The 17,987-nt window shown below is 36.8% G+C and carries 24 protein-coding genes; 21 read left to right on the top strand and 3 right to left on the bottom strand.

Going from position 1 to position 17,987, the window contains the following annotated elements; all coding sequences use genetic code 11:
* The first annotated feature begins 7 nt into the window (after positions 1 to 7).
* Positions 8 to 565: an elongation factor P gene (efp, locus tag ACYFX0_RS05560; protein ID WP_000626513.1), complete on the top strand. Its 558-nt coding sequence runs from the start codon at positions 8 to 10 to the stop codon at positions 563 to 565.
* Positions 566 to 601: 36 nt separating this feature from the next.
* Here efp and ACYFX0_RS05555 read toward each other — a convergent pair whose 3' ends face one another.
* Both ACYFX0_RS05555 and ACYFX0_RS05550 read right to left on the bottom strand, forming a co-directional pair.
* Positions 602 to 922 (bottom strand): hypothetical protein, encoded by a 321-nt coding sequence (locus ACYFX0_RS05555; protein ID WP_000866225.1) that lies wholly within the window; start codon positions 920 to 922, stop codon positions 602 to 604.
* Positions 903 to 1,481, bottom strand: coding sequence for a GNAT family N-acetyltransferase (locus ACYFX0_RS05550; RefSeq protein WP_460270006.1), 579 nt, complete (start codon positions 1,479 to 1,481; stop codon positions 903 to 905). The genes ACYFX0_RS05555 and ACYFX0_RS05550 overlap by 20 nt, the downstream gene beginning before the upstream one ends.
* 191 nt (positions 1,482 to 1,672) lie before the next feature.
* Between ACYFX0_RS05550 and ACYFX0_RS05545 the strand changes: the two genes are divergently transcribed.
* The 9 genes from ACYFX0_RS05545 to ACYFX0_RS05505 are packed head-to-tail and all read left to right on the top strand — an operon-like array spanning position 1,673 to position 7,182.
* Positions 1,673 to 1,954, top strand: a complete 282-nt coding sequence (locus tag ACYFX0_RS05545) for a YqhV family protein (protein ID WP_000816050.1) — start codon at positions 1,673 to 1,675, stop codon at positions 1,952 to 1,954.
* Between the two features lie 27 nt (positions 1,955 to 1,981).
* Positions 1,982 to 2,908 (top strand): stage III sporulation protein AA, encoded by a 927-nt coding sequence (gene spoIIIAA, locus ACYFX0_RS05540; protein ID WP_000665903.1) that lies wholly within the window; start codon positions 1,982 to 1,984, stop codon positions 2,906 to 2,908.
* Positions 2,902 to 3,417 carry a stage III sporulation protein SpoIIIAB gene (gene spoIIIAB / locus ACYFX0_RS05535; protein ID WP_106081559.1) on the top strand — a complete coding sequence of 172 codons (516 nt, stop codon included), beginning with the start codon at positions 2,902 to 2,904 and terminating at the stop codon, positions 3,415 to 3,417. The genes spoIIIAA and spoIIIAB overlap by 7 nt, the downstream gene beginning before the upstream one ends.
* A 14-nt stretch (positions 3,418 to 3,431) precedes the next feature.
* Positions 3,432 to 3,635: a stage III sporulation protein AC gene (spoIIIAC, locus tag ACYFX0_RS05530; protein ID WP_000020914.1), complete on the top strand. Its 204-nt coding sequence runs from the start codon at positions 3,432 to 3,434 to the stop codon at positions 3,633 to 3,635.
* A 23-nt stretch (positions 3,636 to 3,658) separates the two neighbouring features.
* The gene (spoIIIAD, locus tag ACYFX0_RS05525) at positions 3,659 to 4,042 is read left to right on the top strand and encodes a stage III sporulation protein AD (RefSeq protein ID WP_079245909.1); all 384 of its coding nucleotides are present in this window, start codon (positions 3,659 to 3,661) and stop codon (positions 4,040 to 4,042) included.
* A gap of 10 nt (positions 4,043 to 4,052) precedes the next feature.
* Positions 4,053 to 5,225 (top strand): stage III sporulation protein AE, encoded by a 1,173-nt coding sequence (spoIIIAE, locus tag ACYFX0_RS05520; protein WP_098829278.1) that lies wholly within the window; start codon positions 4,053 to 4,055, stop codon positions 5,223 to 5,225.
* A 12-nt stretch (positions 5,226 to 5,237) separates the two neighbouring features.
* Positions 5,238 to 5,870 carry a stage III sporulation protein AF gene (gene spoIIIAF / locus ACYFX0_RS05515; protein ID WP_106081560.1) on the top strand — a complete coding sequence of 211 codons (633 nt, stop codon included), beginning with the start codon at positions 5,238 to 5,240 and terminating at the stop codon, positions 5,868 to 5,870.
* Positions 5,860 to 6,522: a stage III sporulation protein AG gene (spoIIIAG, locus tag ACYFX0_RS05510; RefSeq protein WP_000368887.1), complete on the top strand. Its 663-nt coding sequence runs from the start codon at positions 5,860 to 5,862 to the stop codon at positions 6,520 to 6,522. Before spoIIIAF ends, spoIIIAG begins: the two co-directional genes overlap by 11 nt.
* A gap of 15 nt (positions 6,523 to 6,537) precedes the next feature.
* A complete protein-coding gene (locus ACYFX0_RS05505) occupies positions 6,538 to 7,182 on the top strand; it encodes a SpoIIIAH-like family protein (RefSeq protein WP_000914711.1) in 645 nt (214 codons plus the stop codon).
* Positions 7,183 to 7,294: 112 nt separating this feature from the next.
* Here the strand turns inward: ACYFX0_RS05505 and ACYFX0_RS05500 are convergent, their stop codons facing one another.
* Positions 7,295 to 7,489: a DNA recombination protein RecO gene (locus tag ACYFX0_RS05500; RefSeq protein WP_106081561.1), complete on the bottom strand. Its 195-nt coding sequence runs from the start codon at positions 7,487 to 7,489 to the stop codon at positions 7,295 to 7,297.
* A gap of 468 nt (positions 7,490 to 7,957) precedes the next feature.
* On the opposite strand from ACYFX0_RS05500, the gene accB reads away from it, so the two are divergent.
* The 11 genes from accB (at position 7,958) to argR (ending at position 17,977) form a co-directional block, all read left to right on the top strand.
* Positions 7,958 to 8,446 (top strand): acetyl-CoA carboxylase biotin carboxyl carrier protein, encoded by a 489-nt coding sequence (accB, locus tag ACYFX0_RS05495; protein ID WP_000472862.1) that lies wholly within the window; start codon positions 7,958 to 7,960, stop codon positions 8,444 to 8,446.
* A gap of 16 nt (positions 8,447 to 8,462) precedes the next feature.
* On the top strand, positions 8,463 to 9,815 hold the full coding sequence (gene accC, locus ACYFX0_RS05490) for an acetyl-CoA carboxylase biotin carboxylase subunit (RefSeq protein WP_106081562.1): 1,353 nt from the start codon (positions 8,463 to 8,465) through the stop codon (positions 9,813 to 9,815).
* Positions 9,816 to 9,837: 22 nt separating this feature from the next.
* Positions 9,838 to 10,230 carry an Asp23/Gls24 family envelope stress response protein gene (locus tag ACYFX0_RS05485; protein WP_000807630.1) on the top strand — a complete coding sequence of 131 codons (393 nt, stop codon included), beginning with the start codon at positions 9,838 to 9,840 and terminating at the stop codon, positions 10,228 to 10,230.
* 346 nt (positions 10,231 to 10,576) lie between these two features.
* Positions 10,577 to 10,969, top strand: a complete 393-nt coding sequence (nusB, locus tag ACYFX0_RS05480; protein ID WP_000830247.1) for a N utilization substance protein NusB — start codon at positions 10,577 to 10,579, stop codon at positions 10,967 to 10,969.
* A gap of 23 nt (positions 10,970 to 10,992) precedes the next feature.
* The gene (gene folD / locus ACYFX0_RS05475; protein ID WP_000226733.1) at positions 10,993 to 11,853 is read left to right on the top strand and encodes a bifunctional methylenetetrahydrofolate dehydrogenase/methenyltetrahydrofolate cyclohydrolase FolD; all 861 of its coding nucleotides are present in this window, start codon (positions 10,993 to 10,995) and stop codon (positions 11,851 to 11,853) included.
* 26 nt (positions 11,854 to 11,879) lie between these two features.
* Positions 11,880 to 13,238 carry an exodeoxyribonuclease VII large subunit gene (xseA, locus tag ACYFX0_RS05470; protein ID WP_106081563.1) on the top strand — a complete coding sequence of 453 codons (1,359 nt, stop codon included), beginning with the start codon at positions 11,880 to 11,882 and terminating at the stop codon, positions 13,236 to 13,238.
* The gene (xseB, locus tag ACYFX0_RS05465; RefSeq protein WP_000428424.1) at positions 13,228 to 13,458 is read left to right on the top strand and encodes an exodeoxyribonuclease VII small subunit; all 231 of its coding nucleotides are present in this window, start codon (positions 13,228 to 13,230) and stop codon (positions 13,456 to 13,458) included. The genes xseA and xseB overlap by 11 nt, the downstream gene beginning before the upstream one ends.
* The gene (gene ispA / locus ACYFX0_RS05460) at positions 13,458 to 14,348 is read left to right on the top strand and encodes a (2E,6E)-farnesyl diphosphate synthase (protein ID WP_000150374.1); all 891 of its coding nucleotides are present in this window, start codon (positions 13,458 to 13,460) and stop codon (positions 14,346 to 14,348) included. The genes xseB and ispA overlap by 1 nt, the downstream gene beginning before the upstream one ends.
* Before the next feature lie 301 nt (positions 14,349 to 14,649).
* Positions 14,650 to 16,542, top strand: a complete 1,893-nt coding sequence (gene dxs, locus ACYFX0_RS05455; RefSeq protein WP_000366457.1) for a 1-deoxy-D-xylulose-5-phosphate synthase — start codon at positions 14,650 to 14,652, stop codon at positions 16,540 to 16,542.
* 3 nt (positions 16,543 to 16,545) lie between these two features.
* Positions 16,546 to 17,385 carry a TlyA family RNA methyltransferase gene (locus ACYFX0_RS05450; protein WP_000111874.1) on the top strand — a complete coding sequence of 280 codons (840 nt, stop codon included), beginning with the start codon at positions 16,546 to 16,548 and terminating at the stop codon, positions 17,383 to 17,385.
* A gap of 142 nt (positions 17,386 to 17,527) precedes the next feature.
* Positions 17,528 to 17,977 carry an arginine repressor ArgR gene (argR, locus tag ACYFX0_RS05445; protein ID WP_001032580.1) on the top strand — a complete coding sequence of 150 codons (450 nt, stop codon included), beginning with the start codon at positions 17,528 to 17,530 and terminating at the stop codon, positions 17,975 to 17,977.
* Positions 17,978 to 17,987: the final 10 nt, after the last annotated feature.

Below are 17,987 nucleotides of genomic sequence, written 5' to 3'. Positions count from 1 at the left end.
TTTTTACATGATTTCAGTAAACGATTTTCGTACAGGTTTAACAATTTCAGTGGACAATGCCCTTTGGCAAGTACTTGATTTCCAACACGTAAAGCCAGGTAAAGGTGCTGCATTCGTTCGTTCTAAACTACGTAACATTCGCACAGGTTCTGTTCAAGAGAAAACATTCCGTGCAGGTGAGAAAGTAGAAAAAGCACACATCGAAAACCGTCGTATGCAATACTTATACGCAAGCGGTGAGGCTCACGTATTTATGGATAACGGAACTTATGAGCAAATCGAACTTGGTGAAAAACAAATCGAGCGCGAACTTAAATTCCTAAAAGAAAACATGGAAGTAGCAATTATGACTTACCAAGGCGAAGTACTTGGTGTTGAACTTCCAAACACAGTTGAATTACAAGTTACAGAAACAGAGCCTGGTATTAAAGGTGATACTGCTTCTAACGTAACAAAACCAGCTACATTAGAAACTGGTCTTGTTGTACAAGTACCAATCTTCATTAACGAAGGCGAAATGCTTATCATCAACACTGGTGAAGGTAAATACGTTTCTCGTGCATAGTAAAAAAGCACTCGTGATAATTCACGAGTGCTTTTTTTATAGGAAATAGGGTAGATAGTAAATAACTGTTATTATAAAACTGACTAAAACAAGTGAGAGAGTACCCATAATAGATGGAGTCAAAACAATTTGAAATGGTTTTATTTCGCCAGTCTCAACGCCAGTTAATGTTTTACTTATTGCGTGATCTGTAATGTTATTTCTATGGTTACTCATAATAATTAACCACATAATTGCAAATATTGCTAAACTACCAAGGAAAAAGGTCTCTATAAATGACCAACCGACCAATAATGAAAAAAGATAAATAAGAGCTAATTCTACTACAACGGTTAAACTAACTTTCAATACCTTCATATTTTGCCTCCTCATTCTGTAATTTCAACCAGTTTAAAAAATTTTCACGTGACACGACATGCAGAGAGCAAGGTGACTTTACTTCTTTCTCTAGTGCAGCGTGTTCGTCTGGAAACTTGTTTTCCACATGCAATGAAATATAAGGTAGTTTTTCTTGTGCTTTTAAAGAGCGGATATCATTCGTTTTAGCACCAGCAAATACGTAGGAAAGTTGTAAGTCTAAAAAGGCGATTTTAAAGATTTCTTTTTTAGCAGCCTCGTTATAGCCTTTTCCCCAGTACGGATAGCCGAGCCAACTACCAATGTGAGATTGCTTTTTCTCATTATTAATATGTTTAAGTGTGGTGAGGCCAATTATTTCATTTTCTTCATTCACAATCATTCTCGATAAGGATTTCTTTTGACGCTCTTCTTCTATTGCGAAAAGAAGAAATGTTTTCGTGTCTTCGATGTTTTCTACCGTTATCCCCAATGCATTTTTTATATGTGGATCACTTGATAGCTCGAAAATCACATTTGTATAGCATAAATCTAGTGGTAATAAAGTGACGTGCTGCATGGTTTAAACCCCTTTTAAACTAAATATACCATAATATACCATGTAATAATATGAATATTCAGATTATAATTCAGACTTTAGAGAAAAATTATGTTTTTACTTCTGAAATAGACAACCTCTGCATATGGTTGTACAAATATATTCTTTTTTAGAATACGAAGTTAGTAACTGTTACGGGAGAAGGTGGAAGAATGAAACAGTGGCTAGCGGCAATGGAAACATCCGTGCTTGTTATGGGGGCACTTCGATTATTTTCAGGTAGTGCGGAGATATTTGCTGCTTTGCTTATGCTTTATGTGAATGATGCGAAGAAAGCGTTGTTTATAAATGGTATGTTGGCGTTTGTTGGACCTACCGTATTAATTTTAACAATGACAATTGGGATAGCGAGTGTAGCAAGTGAAATTTCTTTCTTGAAGCTCTTTTTTCTAGCGCTTGGAATTTGCTGTATTTTTATCGCATTACTGAAATAGTAAGTCGAGTATAGTGGGGAGAAGCCGATGAAAGAGGTATTAGAAGTTTTACCAAAAACGATGAAGTACTTAATTGAAGAATGTGAGCAATACGATGCTTTAGAGGAAATTCGTGTTCGAATTGGAAGACCGCTAGAGTGTATTGCACACGGAAAGGTGTTTTTTTATGACTATATCACTACTGCAGAGGATGCTATTTACTTATTGAATAAGTTAAGTCAATTCTCAATTTATACGATGGAAGAGGAATTAAAACGTGGGTATGTGACGCTTCGCGGGGGGCATAGAATCGGGTTAGCGGGAAAAGTCATTACAGAAAAAAGCGCAGTGAAAATGATTCGTGATGTCTCTTCCTTTAATATTCGTATTGCTCGTCAAAAAATAGGGATTGCTGAACCGCTTTTGCCATATTTGTATGAAAAAAGATGGTTAAACACGATGGTAATTGGCCCTCCGCAAACGGGAAAAACGACACTTTTAAGAGATGTAGCACGTTGCATGAGTCAAGGGGTAAGTGCTTCGGAAATTCCTTCCTGTAAAGTGGGGATCGTTGATGAACGGTCAGAAATTGCCGGCTGTGTGAAAGGGATCCCGCAATATGATTTTGGTACCCGAGTCGATGTGTTAGACGCATGTCCAAAGGCAGAAGGAATGATGATGATGATTCGTTCTATGAGTCCTGATATTTTGATCGTAGATGAAATTGGTCGTAAAGAAGATAGTGAAGCAATTATGGAGGCAGTGCATGCAGGTGTTCAGCTTTTTATAAGCGCACACGGATTTTCCTATGAGGATGTTGTGAGACGTCCATCGCTCAAGGCAGTGCTAGAGCTTCGTATATTTGATAGGTTTGTGGAGTTGTCAAAAGCGAGGGGTCCAGGAACGGTTATGCAGGTGAAAGATAAATATGGAAAACCAGTGTTATCAAATAGAAAGGCTGAGGGCGTATGGTGAAAATATTTGGTGCAGTGTTAATCGTTGCGGTCAGCACCTTTTTCGGGTTTTCATACGCTAAAAGATACAGTGAAAGGCCGAGGCAACTTAGATTATTAAAATCAGCACTTCAATCATTAGAGGCAGAAATTATGTATGGACACACACCTTTATCTGAGGCTGCCGAGCGATTAGTTAAACAAATGCCGAAGCCATTAAATTGGATGTTTCAAAGTTTCGCTAAAAAACTAGAAAGTGGAGAACAAACAGTAAGGGAAGCTTGGATAGATAGTTTGAAAGAGAATTGGAAGTTGACGGCGTTTCAACAAACCGAGTTTGAAATACTGCAGCAATTTGGTGAAACGCTCGGGCAACATGATCGTGAATCACAACAAAAACATATTCGCTTATGTATTACACATTTGGAGAGAGAAGAAGAGGAAGCAAAAGCTTTACAACTGCAATACGAGAAAATGATCAAGAGCTTAGGGGTACTAGCAGGGCTACTTATTGTAATTTTACTGCTATAGGGGGGAGAAAGGCGATGTCCATTGATGTTGGATTAATATTTCAAATCGCCGGAATCGGCATTGTTTTAGCTTTCATTCATACTGTACTAAAAGAATTGAAGCGTGAGGATATTGCAAATTGGGTTATCCTTGTCGGTTTTGTCGTCATTTTATTTCATGTCGCATTTTTAATTAATACGCTATTTGACAAGATTAAAAGTGTCTTTCTCTTCCAGTAAAGGAGGCGGTTCGAATCGAAATTATACAAATTGTCGGATTAGGCCTCGTTGCTACGTTTTTAGCTGCTGTTTTGAACCAGCATAAATCTAGCATTACATCTTTATTTATTGTGTTCGTAGGTAGCGTGATGTTTCTTATTTTAATTGATCAAATTCATGCTATTTTACAAATGATTGAGAGAGTAGCGAGTGAAGCGAAAGTTAGTAACGTCTATGTGGAAACGTTACTAAAGATTATTGGAATTGCTTATATTGCTGAGTTTGGAGCCCAAATTACAAAAGATGCTGGTCAAGGTGCCATCGCTTCGAAAATTGAACTTGCTGGGAAAATCCTCATTCTCGTTATGGCAATTCCTATTTTGACGGTTGTAATTGAAACTATTCTCGGATTTTTACCGACGGGATAAGGGGGAGTGAATGTTGAGGAGGTTTGGAGCTAAGCTGCTATTTGCTTGCTTCCTTTTCTTTTCTTTACCGGTTGTTGTACAAGCTTCTCCTGTAGAAACAAACGTCGTTGATCAACAATTGGATAAGCTCGGAATTGAAGATGTGAAGCAATTTTGGGACGGGCTTGTTATAAAATATGGAGGCTATTTGCCAGAGAGTCAAAAAGGGAGTTTTATGGAGTTTGTAAAGGGAGAAAAAGAATTCTCTCTAAAAGAGTGGATGATAGGGTTATTAAAATATTTATTTCATGAGCTTGCAGCTAATGGAAAACTGCTTGGCACACTTATTATGCTCACAATCTTTAGTGCATTGTTGCAATCACTGCAATCCGCTTTTTCAAAAAGTAGCGTAAGTAAAATTGCTGATGCTGTTGTATATATGGTACTTATTATTTTTGCTTTAAATAGTTTTTATGTCGTTATGACATATGCAAGAGAAACGATACAAACAATGGTAGATTTTATATTAGCATTATTGCCAATTTTGCTGGCGCTTATAGCAACTGGCGGGGGGGTTGTATCTGTATCGTTTTTTCATCCGGTTATCATTTTCTTAATGAATACGAGTGGGCTTCTTATGAATTATATCGTTCTACCACTTTTATTACTGGCAACGATATTAAGTATTGTAAGTACAATGAGTGATCAATATAAAGTGACGAAATTGTCCAAGCTTCTGCAAAATGTTAGCGTTGGGATTATCGGTATTTTTTTAACGATTTTTTTAGGAGTATTATCTGTACAAGGAACAGCAACAGCTGTTGCTGATGGAATAGCTGTGAAAACTGCTAAATTTGTAACAGGAAACTTCATTCCAGTAGTTGGAAGGATGTTTACAGAAGCGGCAGATACTGTTATTAGCGCATCAGGATTATTGAAAAACACAGTCGGAATTATTGGGCTCGTCATTTTATGCTTAATTGTTGCCTTTCCAGCGATTCAAATTTTCTGTATCGCATTTATTTATAAATTCGCAGCAGCAGTATTGCAACCGGTTGGCAGCGGAGCAATTATTCAATGCTTAGACATTATTGGACGAAGCATCATTTACGTATTTGCTTGCTTAGCTATCGTATCATTTATGTTCTTTTTAAGTATTACAATTATTATTGCTGCGGGGAATATTACACTTATGATGCGGTAGGAGGTGAAGAGTATGCAATTTGTTACAGAGTGGATTAGAAATATTATCGTTTTTTTGCTCTTAGCGACAATGCTTCATCTTATTCTTCCAAATTCGAATTTGCAAAAATACGTTAAATTTGTTGTAAGTCTTTTGTTAGTTGTATTAATTTTAACGCCTCTTTTTAAATTATTGCAGACAGATGTAAATGAAGTAATTGCAAATTTTAATGAAGAAAAGTACGTAGCAGAAGGATCTGTAAAAAATTCAATAGATTCGAAGAAAAAAGAAATACAAGCTCTAACACGTGCATATAGTTTAGAAGAGATGGCTACCAAAATGAAAAAAGAAGTAGGAAAAGAGTTTGAGAAAAAGTATGGTATGACTGTCTCTGAAATACAAATAGTCGCAGCAGAAAATACAGAAGAAGTAAAGTCGGCGAAAGATATTCAATCTGTTGTTGTGACGTTGAAAGAAAAAGAACGCAGTAAAAATGATGCAATCGAAACAGTAAAGCCAATTGAAATTAATACGAAAGAGCCTCCAAAAAAAGTGGGAGAAACGAATGTGGAAATGAAAGATTTCTTTTCAAGCAGGTGGCAACTAGAGGGTAAACAAATCCAAGTTCAAATGGAAGGGAGGACAGGTAGAGTAAATGGACAATAAAGATAAAAATTCGAAGTTCTCATTTTTTCGAAACTTATTGAATGGGGATCAAAAAGAAAGCAACGAGAAGGGTAAAAAGGTAACACCTAAGTTTTTACTTGTCCTACTCATACTTGGAATTTTGCTTATGTTTTCTAGTAGTCTATTTTCAAGTAAAAAAGAAGAAGTACCTGTATTTAAAGAACAAAAAACTCAAAACCAAGAAAAAGACGTACCAACTTTCGGACAAAAAAATAATGATAGTATGTCAAATGTAGAAAAATATGAAAAAGCGTATGAACAAGAATTAAAAGCTGCTTTAGAAGAAATAGCAGGAGTAAAAGACGTAACGATTAAAGTGAATTTAGATTCATCTGAAGAAAAAATTTTAGAAAAAAATACAGTGAAACGCTCACAAACAACAGGTGAAACAGATAAAACAGGCGGTAAGAGAGAAGTAGAGGACGAGTCTCTTGATGAAAAGACTGTCATTATACGTGAAGGGGATAAAGAAACTCCTGTTGTTTTACGAACAGAGAAGCCGAAAGTACGTGGTGTTCTTGTCGTAGCAAAGGGAGTGGATAATATACAAGTTAAAGCAATGGTAAAAGAAGCTGTGATAAGGCTGCTAGATGTACCAGCCCATCGCGTTTCAGTTTCACCGAAAAATTGATAGGGAGGAAATAAAGTGTTAAAAAAACAAACAGTTTGGCTATTAACGATGTTAAGTTTAGTTGTTGTACTATCTGTGTATTACGTGACAACTCCTGACAAAATGAATACAGCATCGCCGGCAACAGGTGAAAAGATTGGACAAGAAAAACAAGGTACTGATAAAGCAGTAACAAACGAAGCACCTAAAGAAACCCCGAAAAAAGAAAATACAAGCAAGGAAACAACAAATAAAGAAACAGACAAAAAAGAAAATACTAAAAAAGAAACAAGTAAAAAAGAGGGTAATGTATCAGTTCAATCAAGTGATGAGAATTTCACAGCCTTACGTATGCAAATGGAAGATCAACGTAGTGAAGCGAAAGCAAAATTACAAGAAGTGATGAATTCTTCGAAATCTTCAGCAACAGAAAAGAGTAAAGCGAAAGATAACTTTGATGCAATCACTACAATGGAAACGAAGCAAGAATTACTTGAGACAGTAATTAAATCTCAAGGAGGATATCCAGATGCTCTTGTAAGAGCTGATGGTACAGATATTAGAGTAACGGTTAAAGCGGCAAAACATTCACAGAAAGAAGCAAATAAAATTATTCAACTTGTAAGAAGTGAAGGCGGATCAAAAGATGTAGGTGTGAAATTTGATCCACCAGCGAAATAAGTGAAACTTTAATCCGTAGGGGGTTTCCCTGCGGATTATTACCTTTTACTAAGCAAAGGGTATGCAAATAGTGGAATAGAGTATGTAAGTACGTGTGAATAGAAAAAAGCTATCATTTTCGATAGCTTTTTTCTATTTTGTCTTTGGAGTTATTTTTACTATGTTCAACTCGGAATGGAGAAACACGTTGTGAGTAAAAGATTAATGGTTCATGGTACTGATGATTACTTTTTCCGGATTTGACGTGGATGCAAAGAACACATGCCCAAACGATTACGGCAGGTAAAAAGAGGATGAGCCATATCATATTTCCACACCTCAGCACAATATATTTTCTACACTTTGAACATACTATTCTTATATGAAGGAATGATGAACGGCGTGTAAACAAAAATTAATATTTGGTAAAAATATGTTATTGACTATAGATGTGGTGAAGAGTGGAGAGGGAATGGCGTGTTTGCTATGTAACGTTTTGCAAAAGTAGTGAATGTTTTTTTTGAAGTGGTCTTGCCAATTTCGTGTGAAACTTGGTATTATTACTAGGTAATAATTTTTTATTGGAATAATATTTTTTACAGGAGTTTCGATTTATTATAAAGAAATATAAATTGGAATGTTTAAAAAATTTATCGTAAGATGGAAATAGTAAATATTTCTATTAGTTAATGAAATATATTTTCTAATAGAATACATCGTATTTTTACAGTCAATCTAGTTTTGTGACGAGAATCTGTAAAAACGGGACAAACAAGAGTATGGGAGTGGATTTTACATGTTTAAAATTCAAGAAGTTCGTGAATTAATTAAATTAATTGATAGCTCTAATATTGATGAATTTGAATACAAAAAAGACGGTACAACAATCAAAATGAAAAAGCGTGGTAATGAAGTTGTTGCTGTGCAAGCACCTGCAGCAAAACAAGCTATGCAACCAGTAGCGCCTGTTGAAGTTGAAACGACAGTAGCAGCAGCGCAAGCAGAAGCACCGAAGCAAGAAGAGAAGAAAACTGTTCAAGATGAAAACCTACATAAGATTACCTCACCAATGGTAGGTACATTCTATTCTTCATCTTCACCTGATACACCTCCATATGTAAGTATTGGGGATAGAGTATCGAAAGATTCTATCGTATGTATTGTCGAGGCTATGAAGTTATTTAACGAAATTGATGCTGATGTAGAGGGCGAAATTGTTGAAATTCTTGTTAATAACGGACAGCTTGTTGAGTATGGACAACCGCTATTTCTTGTAAAAGCGTAATAAGGGAGTCTTTGTGATGATAAAAAAAGTATTAATAGCCAATCGTGGGGAAATTGCTGTACGAATTATTCGTGCTTGTAAAGAAATGGACATTGAAACAGTTGCAATTTATTCAGAAGCAGATAAAGAGTCACTTCACGTACAGATTGCAGATGAGGCGTATTGTGTAGGACCAACGATTTCGAAAGAAAGCTATTTAAATTTGACGAATATTATTAGCGTTGCGAAGTTAACAGGCTGCGATGCTATTCATCCGGGATACGGATTTTTAGCAGAGAATGCAGATTTCGCAGAGTTATGCCGTGAATGTAACTTGATTTTTATCGGTCCAAGTCCAGAAGCTATTTCAAAGATGGGCACAAAAGACGTTGCTCGTGATACAATGAAAGAAGCAGGGGTTCCGATTGTACCAGGTTCACAAGGGATTATTAAAAATACCGAAGAAGCGATCGAGCTTGCTAATCAAATTGGATATCCAGTCATTATTAAAGCGACTGCAGGTGGCGGCGGAAAAGGTATTCGTGTTGCACGCCATGAAGAAGAGCTTATAAAAGGAATTCAAATTACACAGCAAGAAGCTAGTACCGCTTTTGGGAACCCTGGTGTATACTTAGAAAAGTACGTTGAAGATTTCCGCCATGTTGAGATTCAAATAATGGCAGATACACACGGAAATGCCATTCATTTAGGAGAGCGTGATTGTACAATTCAGCGCCGTTTGCAAAAACTATTAGAAGAAAGTCCATCACCTGCACTTGATGAAGATATTCGCAAGCAGATGGGTGAAGCGGCAGTTAAAGCGGCGGTAGCGGTTGATTATACAGGTGCTGGTACGGTTGAGTTTATTTATGAATATAAAACGAAAACCTTTTATTTCATGGAGATGAATACGAGAATTCAGGTTGAGCATCCAGTTACTGAAATGGTAACGGGAATGGACTTAATTAAAGAACAAATTCTTATTGCTTCAGGAGAAAAGTTATCGTTACAGCAAGAAGAAGTACAATTTAATGGTTGGGCAATTGAATGTCGAATTAATGCGGAAAACCCTGCCAAAAAATTCATGCCATCTCCAGGTAAAGTAGAAATGTACTTACCACCAGGAGGATTTGGTATTCGCGTCGATTCAGCTGTATATCCGGGATATTCAATCCCACCTTTCTATGATTCGATGGTTGCTAAATTAATTGTTCACGGAAAAACACGTGAAGAGGCAATTGCAAAAATGAAGCGCGCACTTAGTGAATTTGTCATTGAAGGCGTACATACAACAATCCCGTTCCATTTGCAATTGCTAGATCATCCTGATTTTGTAAAAGGTGAGTTTAATACGAAATTTTTGGAAGAGCATGAACTTGTGACGCAGTGATACATTAAAGGAGGTTTTTTTCATGGCTGAACATATGTTAGATATGGGTCAAGATACAACTCTTGGTAAAGTAGAAATTGCACCAGAAGTAATTGAAGTAATTGCAGGTATTGCAGCTGCTGAAGTAGAAGGTGTAGCGGCAATGCGCGGTAATTTTGCTACAGATGTTGTTGAGAAGTTAGGTAAGAAAAATCATGGTAAAGGTGTAAAGGTTGAATTAGCAAACGAAGATATTATCGTTGACCTTTATGTTGTAATGTATTTTGGTGTAGCAATTCCAGTTGTTGCTCAAAAGATTCAAGACAATATTCGCCAAGCGCTCTTTACAATGACAGGACTTGAGCCAAAAGAAGTGAATGTTCACATCGTTGGCGTAACATTCGAAACACAAAAAACAGAAATCGAACCAGTGTAAGAATGAAAAGGTGCCTAGTAACATAGGCATCTTTTTTATCGTTTCATTTCTTCACAAATTACAATCCTCTAATTATTATACTATTTCAAAAAATAAGAAATAAAAAAGAAAATGTGTCGTTTTTCCAAAAAACGTACATTGTGATAAGATATGGAACTTGAAGTTAATCTTTTTATTATTTTTCAGCCTTGTAACCCGTGTGTGAAACGATAAATTGTGTTATTATCATTGTATTATAAGGTTGGAAAATCAATGAAAACTGTAAGAGTAAGTGAATTGACGGCTTATAAATTATAATAATATAACAAAGTATAAGGAAAGACTTGAAGCATAAAGGAGAGTTACAATGAAACGTAGGACGGCTAGAGAAAGAGCAATGCAAGCATTATACCAAATGGATATTACAGGTGAATTAGAACCGAAAGTAGCAGTGGAAAACACGCTAGATGAAGGCGAAGAAACAAATGAGTTTCTAGAGTCACTTGTAGTAGGTTTTGTAGAAAATAAAGAAGCAATCGATGAAGCGATTCGTCAAAACTTAAAAAAGTGGAAGCTTGAGCGTATTAGTATTGTTGATCGCAGTATTTTACGTGTAGCTGTGTATGAAATGAAATACATGGAAGAAATTCCACACAACGTAACAATTAACGAAGCAATTGAAATTGCTAAAACATTTGGGGATGAGGAATCTCGTCGTTTTATTAACGGCGTTTTATCTAATATAAAAGATACACTGTAAATTCTTTAAGGGGGAATCTTAAAATGGTAGCAGTAATCATCAAAGGAAATGAAGTTGCGGAGAAAAAACGAGCACAATTAACAGAAGAAGTTGTGAAGTTGAAAGAGCAAGGGATTGTACCAGGATTAGCAGTTATTTTAGTTGGAGAAGATCCAGCATCTCGTTCTTATGTAAAAGGAAAAGAAAAAGGCTGTGAACAAGTAGGGATTTACTCAGAGCTAATTGAACTTCCTGAAACAATTACTGAGGAACGCTTGCTTGCTGAAATCGATCGCTTAAATGGCGATGACCGTATTAATGGCATATTAGTGCAATTACCTTTACCGAAACATATTGAAGAAAAAGCTATCATTGAAAGAATTTCACCAGAAAAGGATGTAGATGGATTTCACCCAATTAGCGTGGGACGTATGATGACGGGACAAGATACATTCCTTCCATGTACACCGCACGGTATTGTAGAATTAGTAAAAGAAACGAATCTTGATATTTCTGGAAAACATGTAGTAGTAATTGGAAGAAGTAATATTGTCGGTAAACCAGTGGGACAATTGTTCTTAAATGAAAATGCAACTGTCACATATTGTCATTCTAAGACGCAAAATATGAAAGAGTTATCGAAGTTAGCGGATATTTTAATCGTAGCTGTTGGACGACCTAAAATGATAACAGCGGATTATATTAAAGAAGGAGCGGTTGTAATTGACGTTGGTGTAAACCGTTTAGAAACAGGGAAACTTTGTGGTGATGTTGATTTTGACAACGTGTTAAATGTTGCGGGTTACATTACACCTGTGCCAAAGGGTGTTGGTCCAATGACAATCACAATGCTTCTTCATAATACTGTTGAATCTGCCAAACGTGCAGGTGTCGTTTGTAAATAATTTGAGTCGGCTATGAGGAGAGAGAAATGGAGAAGCAATATTTAACCGTTACAGCGTTAACACGCTATATAAAAACAAAAATAGAATATGATCCGCATTTGCAGTCTGTTTGGTTAAAAGGTGAAATTTCCAACTTTAAAAATCATAGCCGTGGCCACATGTATTTTACATTGAAAGATGAAAATGCAAGAATCGCAGCGGTTATGTTTGCGGGTCATAATCGTAATATTAAATTCAAACCTGAAAATGGGATGAAGGTACTCGTGAAAGGGAAAATCTCTGTTTACGAGGCGAGTGGTTCTTATCAAATTTATATTCAAGACATGCAGCCTGACGGAGTCGGAAATTTACATTTAGCGTACGAACAGTTAAAAGTTCGTTTAGAAGAAGAAGGACTTTTTTCTCAAGTTTATAAAAAAGCAATTCCTCCTTACGCTAAAACAATAGGTGTGATTACGTCGCCAACAGGAGCAGCGATTCGTGATATTATAACAACGATTAAACGTCGTTATCCAATTGGGAATGTTATTGTATTTCCGGTACTTGTACAAGGGGAGTCAGCGGCTCCCTCGATTGTACAAGCGATTCGTACAGCGAATGAAATGGGAGAGATAGATGTACTAATCGTTGGCCGTGGTGGAGGTTCTATTGAGGAATTATGGGCTTTCAATGAGGAAATGGTTGCAAGAGCAATCTTTAAGAGTGAAATTCCTATTATTTCGGCAGTAGGCCATGAAACGGATTTTACAATCGCAGATTTTGTTGCAGATTTACGCGCGCCAACACCGACTGCAGCAGCTGAGCTGGCAGCACCTAACATTATAGAGTTACAAGAAAAGGTATTACAAAGAACTCTGAGATTGCAAAGAGCGATGAGAGAGTTAGTACATAAAAAAGAAGAAAAACTACAAGTGTTGCAAAAATCGTATGCGTTCCGTTATCCAAGACAAGTATATGAGCAAAAGGAAGAGCAATTAGATAGAGCGCTAGAACAGCTTGTTTTAGCGAACGAGCGCTATATTGATAAAAAGGTGAATCAGTTAAAGCAACTTTCATTTTATTTAGAGAAGCACCACCCATCTCAAAAAATTATGCAAACAAAGGTAGCTGTTGAAACGTTGCAAAAGCAATTACAACGTGAAATGCAAACGTTACTTCAAACGAAAGAATTTGCCTTTGTAAGAGCTGCTCAAAAACTTGAAGCGTTAAGTCCGCTTAAAGTAATGATGAGAGGGTACGGGCTTGTATATGATGAAGAGAAGCAAGTGTTAAAAAGTGTGAAAGATGTAAGCCTTGGAGATGCTGTTTCAGTTCAATTACAAGATGGAATACTAGATTGTAGCGTATCAGGCATAGAGGAGCGTGAATTGAATAATGGAAAATAAATTAAGCTTTGAAGAGGCAATTTCGCAACTTGAGCATCTTGTTTCTAAGCTAGAACAAGGTGACGTACCGTTAGAAGAAGCGATTTCTTATTTTAAAGAGGGCATGGAATTATCTAAGCTTTGTGATGAGAAGTTGAAGAATGTACAAGAACAAATGGCAGTTATTCTTGGGGAAGATGGAGAGCTTGAACCGTTTACTGCTGTAGGAGATGAAGCATAGTGACGATTGCTTTTGATACTTTTTTGAAAGAAAGTAAAACTTTCGTAGAAGAGAAACTTGTAAGCTATGCAAATGAATTACAATGTCCAAATGTACTTCGTGAAGCGATGGCATATTCTTTGGAAGCGGGTGGAAAACGTCTCCGCCCGTTACTTTTGTTTGCAACATTACAAGCGTTTGGGAAAGAAAGAAATCTTGGAGTAGGTGCAGCTTGTGCTCTTGAAATGATTCATACATATTCTTTAGTTCATGATGATTTACCTTGTATGGATGATGATGATTTAAGAAGAGGAAAACCCACAAATCACAAAGTATTTGGTGAAGCGATGGCAGTTTTAGCAGGAGATGGCTTATTGACGTATGCTTTTCAAGTAATTATGGCATATGAGCAAAAAGAAATTTCTGCCGAAAAAAAAGTAAGACTTGTACTTGAACTTGCAAAAGCAGCAGGACCAGAAGGAATGGTTGGCGGACAAGTGGCAGATATGGAAGCTGAAGGGAAACGCCTTACGATTGATGAATTGGAGTACATCCATAAACATAAGACGGGAAAACTGCTTGAATTTGCTGTGCTTGCGGGTGCGATACTTTCTGATGCGACAGAAGAGCAAGAAGAAAAGTTGCTTACGTTTGCCAAATATATCGGTCTAGCTTTCCAAATTCGAGATGATATTTTAGATGTCGAAGGAACCGAAGAAGAGATTGGGAAACCGATTGGTAGTGATCTTTCTAACGAAAAGAGTACATATACGACGTTGTTTACTGTAGATAGAGCAAAGGATATTTTAGAAGAAACAATTGCAGAAGCAAAAGGTGCGATTAGCTCCTTGCAATTACAAGATGAATATTTACTATCTATTTGCGATTTAATTGCAAAACGTAATAACTAATATAACAGCGTTTTCATTTGTTGAGTCATTTATCATTTTATGATATAACTGTAGGAAAAGGTTTTTCTTTTCTTGTTATTGGCAAAAATATATGTAGATTACATTGCCGTTATCACTTCGTGTTAGCGGCTATTTTTTTCATCGCCTAAAGAAATATGGTTTATAATAGGATTAGGGCGCAATAGACTGGTTAATAGCGGGACAAGACGAAAAATAGAAAAGAGAATTTCTTGTTTTGTGTAAATGTTTTTTATAATATTTGACATGTTGACAGATTATGAAATGAAAGTGAGTGATCCATGTGGATCTAACGCAAATTCAAAACCCTAGTTTTTTGAAAGATATGTCTATCAGTGAACTAGAGGGATTGAGTGAGGATATTCGTAAGTTTTTAATTGAAGAGCTCTCTCAAACAGGTGGACATATTGCGCCTAATTTAGGTGTAGTAGAACTCACAATTGCTCTGCATAAATTATTTGATAGCCCGCAAGATAAATTTTTATGGGATGTAGGACATCAATCCTATGTACATAAAATTTTAACTGGACGCGCGAAAGAGTTTGGTACATTAAGGCAATATCAAGGCCTATGTGGTTTTCCGAAACGTTGTGAGAGTGAGCACGACGTATGGGAAACTGGTCATAGCTCGACATCGTTATCGGCTGCAATGGGAATGGCTCTGGCACGTGATTTAAAGAAAACGAAAGAATATGTTATACCAATTATTGGAGATGGTGCTTTAACAGGCGGAATGGCTTTAGAGGCATTGAACCATATTGGACATGAAAAGACAGATATGATTGTTATTTTGAATGATAATGAAATGTCAATTGCACCAAACGTTGGTGCGCTCCATAATGTACTTGGTCGTTTACGTACCGCAGGAAAATATCACTGGGTAAAAGATGAATTAGAGTATATATTAAAGAAAATCCCAGCAGTTGGCGGGAAAGTGGCTGCGACAGCAGAGAAAATAAAAGATAGTCTTAAATATTTACTAGTATCTGGTGTCTTTTTCGAAGAGTTAGGCTTTACATATTTAGGTCCAGTCGATGGGCATGATTATGAAAAGTTATTCGAAACGTTGCAATATGCAAAGAAAACAAAAGGCCCAGTGCTTGTTCACGTTATTACGAAAAAAGGAAAAGGTTATAAACCGGCCGAGAGTGACGTTATTGGAACTTGGCATGGAACAGGACCTTATAAAATTGAATCAGGTGACTTCGTTAAGCCGAAAGAAGTTGCACCAGCATGGAGTGCTGTTGTTAGTGAAACAGTACTTAAGCTAGCGAGAGCGGATGAGCGTATCGTAGCAATTACACCTGCAATGCCTGTTGGATCAAAACTTGAGAAATTCCAAAAAGAATTCCCAAATCGTATGATTGATGTAGGTATTGCAGAACAGCATGCTACAACGATGGCAGCAGGTATGGCAACGCAAGGAATGAAGCCATTCTTAGCAATTTATTCGACATTTCTACAAAGAGCATATGACCAAGTTGTTCATGATATATGCCGCCAAAATTTAAATGTTTTCATTGGAATAGATCGCTCAGGATTAGTAGGAGCAGATGGTGAAACGCATCAAGGCGTATTTGATATCTCATTCTTACGTCACTTGCCAAATATGGTGCTTATGATGCCGAAAGATGAAAATGAAGGGCAACATTTAGTTTATACGGCGATGCAATATGAAGATGGACCAATCGCATTGCGTTATGCGCGCGGTAATGGACTTGGCGTTCATATGGATGAAGAATTAAAGGCGATTCCGATCGGTACGTGGGAGACGTTAAAAGAGGGTACACAAGCAGCTATTTTAACGTTTGGTACGACAATACCAATGGCGATGGAAGCCGCTGAGCGTCTTGAAAAAGCTGGAGTTTCAGTGAAAGTAGTGAATGCTCGCTTTATTAAACCAATGGATGAAGCATATTTACATGATCTTCTAGGAAAGAATATACCGATTTTAACGATTGAAGAAGCTTGTTTAATTGGTGGTTTTGGAACAGGAGTAGTTGAATTTGCATCTGAAAATGGTTACCATAGTGCATTAGTTGAACGAATGGGTATTCCAGACCGCTTCATAGAGCACGGAAGTGTAACAAAATTATTAGAAGAAATTGGTTTAACGACAGATGCTGTCGTAGACCGTATTCATACAATGATTCCATCAAAACAAAAAAGGGCGTAACAAATGAGCGTAAAAAAAGAAAGAGTAGATGTACTATTAGTAGAGCGAGGACTTATAGAAACGCGTGAGAAAGCAAAGCGCGCCATTATGGCGGGACTCGTATATGCAAATGAAATGAGACTTGATAAGCCAGGAGAGAAAATCTCGCAAGATACTGAGATTACGGTGAAGGGACAAGTTATGCCGTATGTAAGTCGTGGTGGTTATAAACTTGAAAAGGCATTAGAGACATTTCATCTTGATTTACAAGATAAAGTTATGATAGATATTGGTTCATCAACTGGTGGCTTTACAGATTGTGCGCTTCAAAATGGAGCGAAATTATCTTATGCATTAGATGTAGGATACAATCAACTAGCGTGGAAATTACGTCAAGATGAGCGTGTTGTTGTAATGGAACGAACAAATTTCCGTTACGTGACACCAGCAGACTTAGAACGTGGTTTACCTCAATTTGCAAGTATTGATGTTTCATTTATATCATTAAAGCTTATACTGCCAGTTTTAAAAACAATGCTTATGCCTAACGGAGATGTAGCGGCGTTAATTAAACCACAGTTTGAAGCTGGAAGAGAGCAAGTTGGGAAAAAAGGTATCGTTCGTGATAGAAAAGTACATGAAGCTGTTGTAGAAATGATTGTCGAGTTTGCTTTAAAAGAAGGCTATGATGTGGAAGGTTTAACATTTTCACCAATTACGGGTGGAGACGGTAATATTGAATTTTTAATTCATCTGAAATGGCATGGTGAACGTGAGAATGGCGAAAATCATTCTCCGATTTCTATAGAGCAAGTTGTTACAGAAGCGCATGACGTTCTAAAACAAAAAGGGAAAGGGGAATAACATATGTTGTTCCTCTTTTTGCTGTAATTGTATAATGATTGTAAAAACAATTGTGTACAAGAAACGAATTATAAGTTAACATAAATAAGTGAAGTATACCAATGTTTAAACTATGGTAAGAGATAGTGTGAGGTGCAAATGTATGAATAAAGGTCAGCGCCATATTAAAATCAGGGAAATTATTGCAAACAAAGAAATTGAAACACAAGATGAATTAGTTGATATTTTACGTAATGAGGGATTTAATGTAACGCAAGCAACAGTATCGCGCGATATTAAAGAACTGCACTTAGTGAAGGTGCCATTACATGATGGGCGCTATAAATATAGCTTGCCAGCAGATCAACGATTTAACCCGTTACAAAAATTAAAACGAAATCTAGTGGATTCATTTGTAAAATTAGACACGGCAGGACATATGCTTGTGCTAAAAACATTGCCTGGTAACGCTCATTCACTTGGAGCACTTATTGATCATTTAGAGTGGGATGAGATCATCGGAACCATCTGTGGTGATGATACTTGCTTAATTATTTGCCGTACACCTGACGATACAGGTGTTGTCTCTGATCGTTTCTTAAATATGTTGTAACAAAAAATCT

The organism is Bacillus sp. NEAU-Y102 (assembly GCF_054788175.1).
Note: the sequence above shows the minus strand (reverse complement) of the source record. Positions and strands in the feature narration are given on the sequence as shown.

Coding starts and splice junctions, on each gene's coding strand:
- xseA (WP_106081563.1), top strand. CDS start 11,880: ATGGAGAAGCAATATTTAACCGTTACAGCGTTAACACGCTATATAAAA.
- ACYFX0_RS05545 (WP_000816050.1), top strand. CDS start 1,673: ATGAAACAGTGGCTAGCGGCAATGGAAACATCCGTGCTTGTTATGGGG.
- spoIIIAG (WP_000368887.1), top strand. CDS start 5,860: ATGGACAATAAAGATAAAAATTCGAAGTTCTCATTTTTTCGAAACTTA.
- spoIIIAF (WP_106081560.1), top strand. CDS start 5,238: ATGCAATTTGTTACAGAGTGGATTAGAAATATTATCGTTTTTTTGCTC.
- spoIIIAE (WP_098829278.1), top strand. CDS start 4,053: ATGTTGAGGAGGTTTGGAGCTAAGCTGCTATTTGCTTGCTTCCTTTTC.
- ACYFX0_RS05485 (WP_000807630.1), top strand. CDS start 9,838: ATGGCTGAACATATGTTAGATATGGGTCAAGATACAACTCTTGGTAAA.
- accB (WP_000472862.1), top strand. CDS start 7,958: ATGTTTAAAATTCAAGAAGTTCGTGAATTAATTAAATTAATTGATAGC.
- ACYFX0_RS05555 (WP_000866225.1), bottom strand. CDS start 922: ATGAAGGTATTGAAAGTTAGTTTAACCGTTGTAGTAGAATTAGCTCTT.
- efp (WP_000626513.1), top strand. CDS start 8: ATGATTTCAGTAAACGATTTTCGTACAGGTTTAACAATTTCAGTGGAC.
- spoIIIAC (WP_000020914.1), top strand. CDS start 3,432: ATGTCCATTGATGTTGGATTAATATTTCAAATCGCCGGAATCGGCATT.
- xseB (WP_000428424.1), top strand. CDS start 13,228: ATGGAAAATAAATTAAGCTTTGAAGAGGCAATTTCGCAACTTGAGCAT.
- argR (WP_001032580.1), top strand. CDS start 17,528: ATGAATAAAGGTCAGCGCCATATTAAAATCAGGGAAATTATTGCAAAC.
- spoIIIAA (WP_000665903.1), top strand. CDS start 1,982: ATGAAAGAGGTATTAGAAGTTTTACCAAAAACGATGAAGTACTTAATT.
- nusB (WP_000830247.1), top strand. CDS start 10,577: ATGAAACGTAGGACGGCTAGAGAAAGAGCAATGCAAGCATTATACCAA.
- folD (WP_000226733.1), top strand. CDS start 10,993: ATGGTAGCAGTAATCATCAAAGGAAATGAAGTTGCGGAGAAAAAACGA.
- spoIIIAB (WP_106081559.1), top strand. CDS start 2,902: ATGGTGAAAATATTTGGTGCAGTGTTAATCGTTGCGGTCAGCACCTTT.
- ACYFX0_RS05500 (WP_106081561.1), bottom strand. CDS start 7,489: ATGATATGGCTCATCCTCTTTTTACCTGCCGTAATCGTTTGGGCATGT.
- ACYFX0_RS05550 (WP_460270006.1), bottom strand. CDS start 1,481: ATGCAGCACGTCACTTTATTACCACTAGATTTATGCTATACAAATGTG.
- accC (WP_106081562.1), top strand. CDS start 8,463: ATGATAAAAAAAGTATTAATAGCCAATCGTGGGGAAATTGCTGTACGA.
- ACYFX0_RS05450 (WP_000111874.1), top strand. CDS start 16,546: ATGAGCGTAAAAAAAGAAAGAGTAGATGTACTATTAGTAGAGCGAGGA.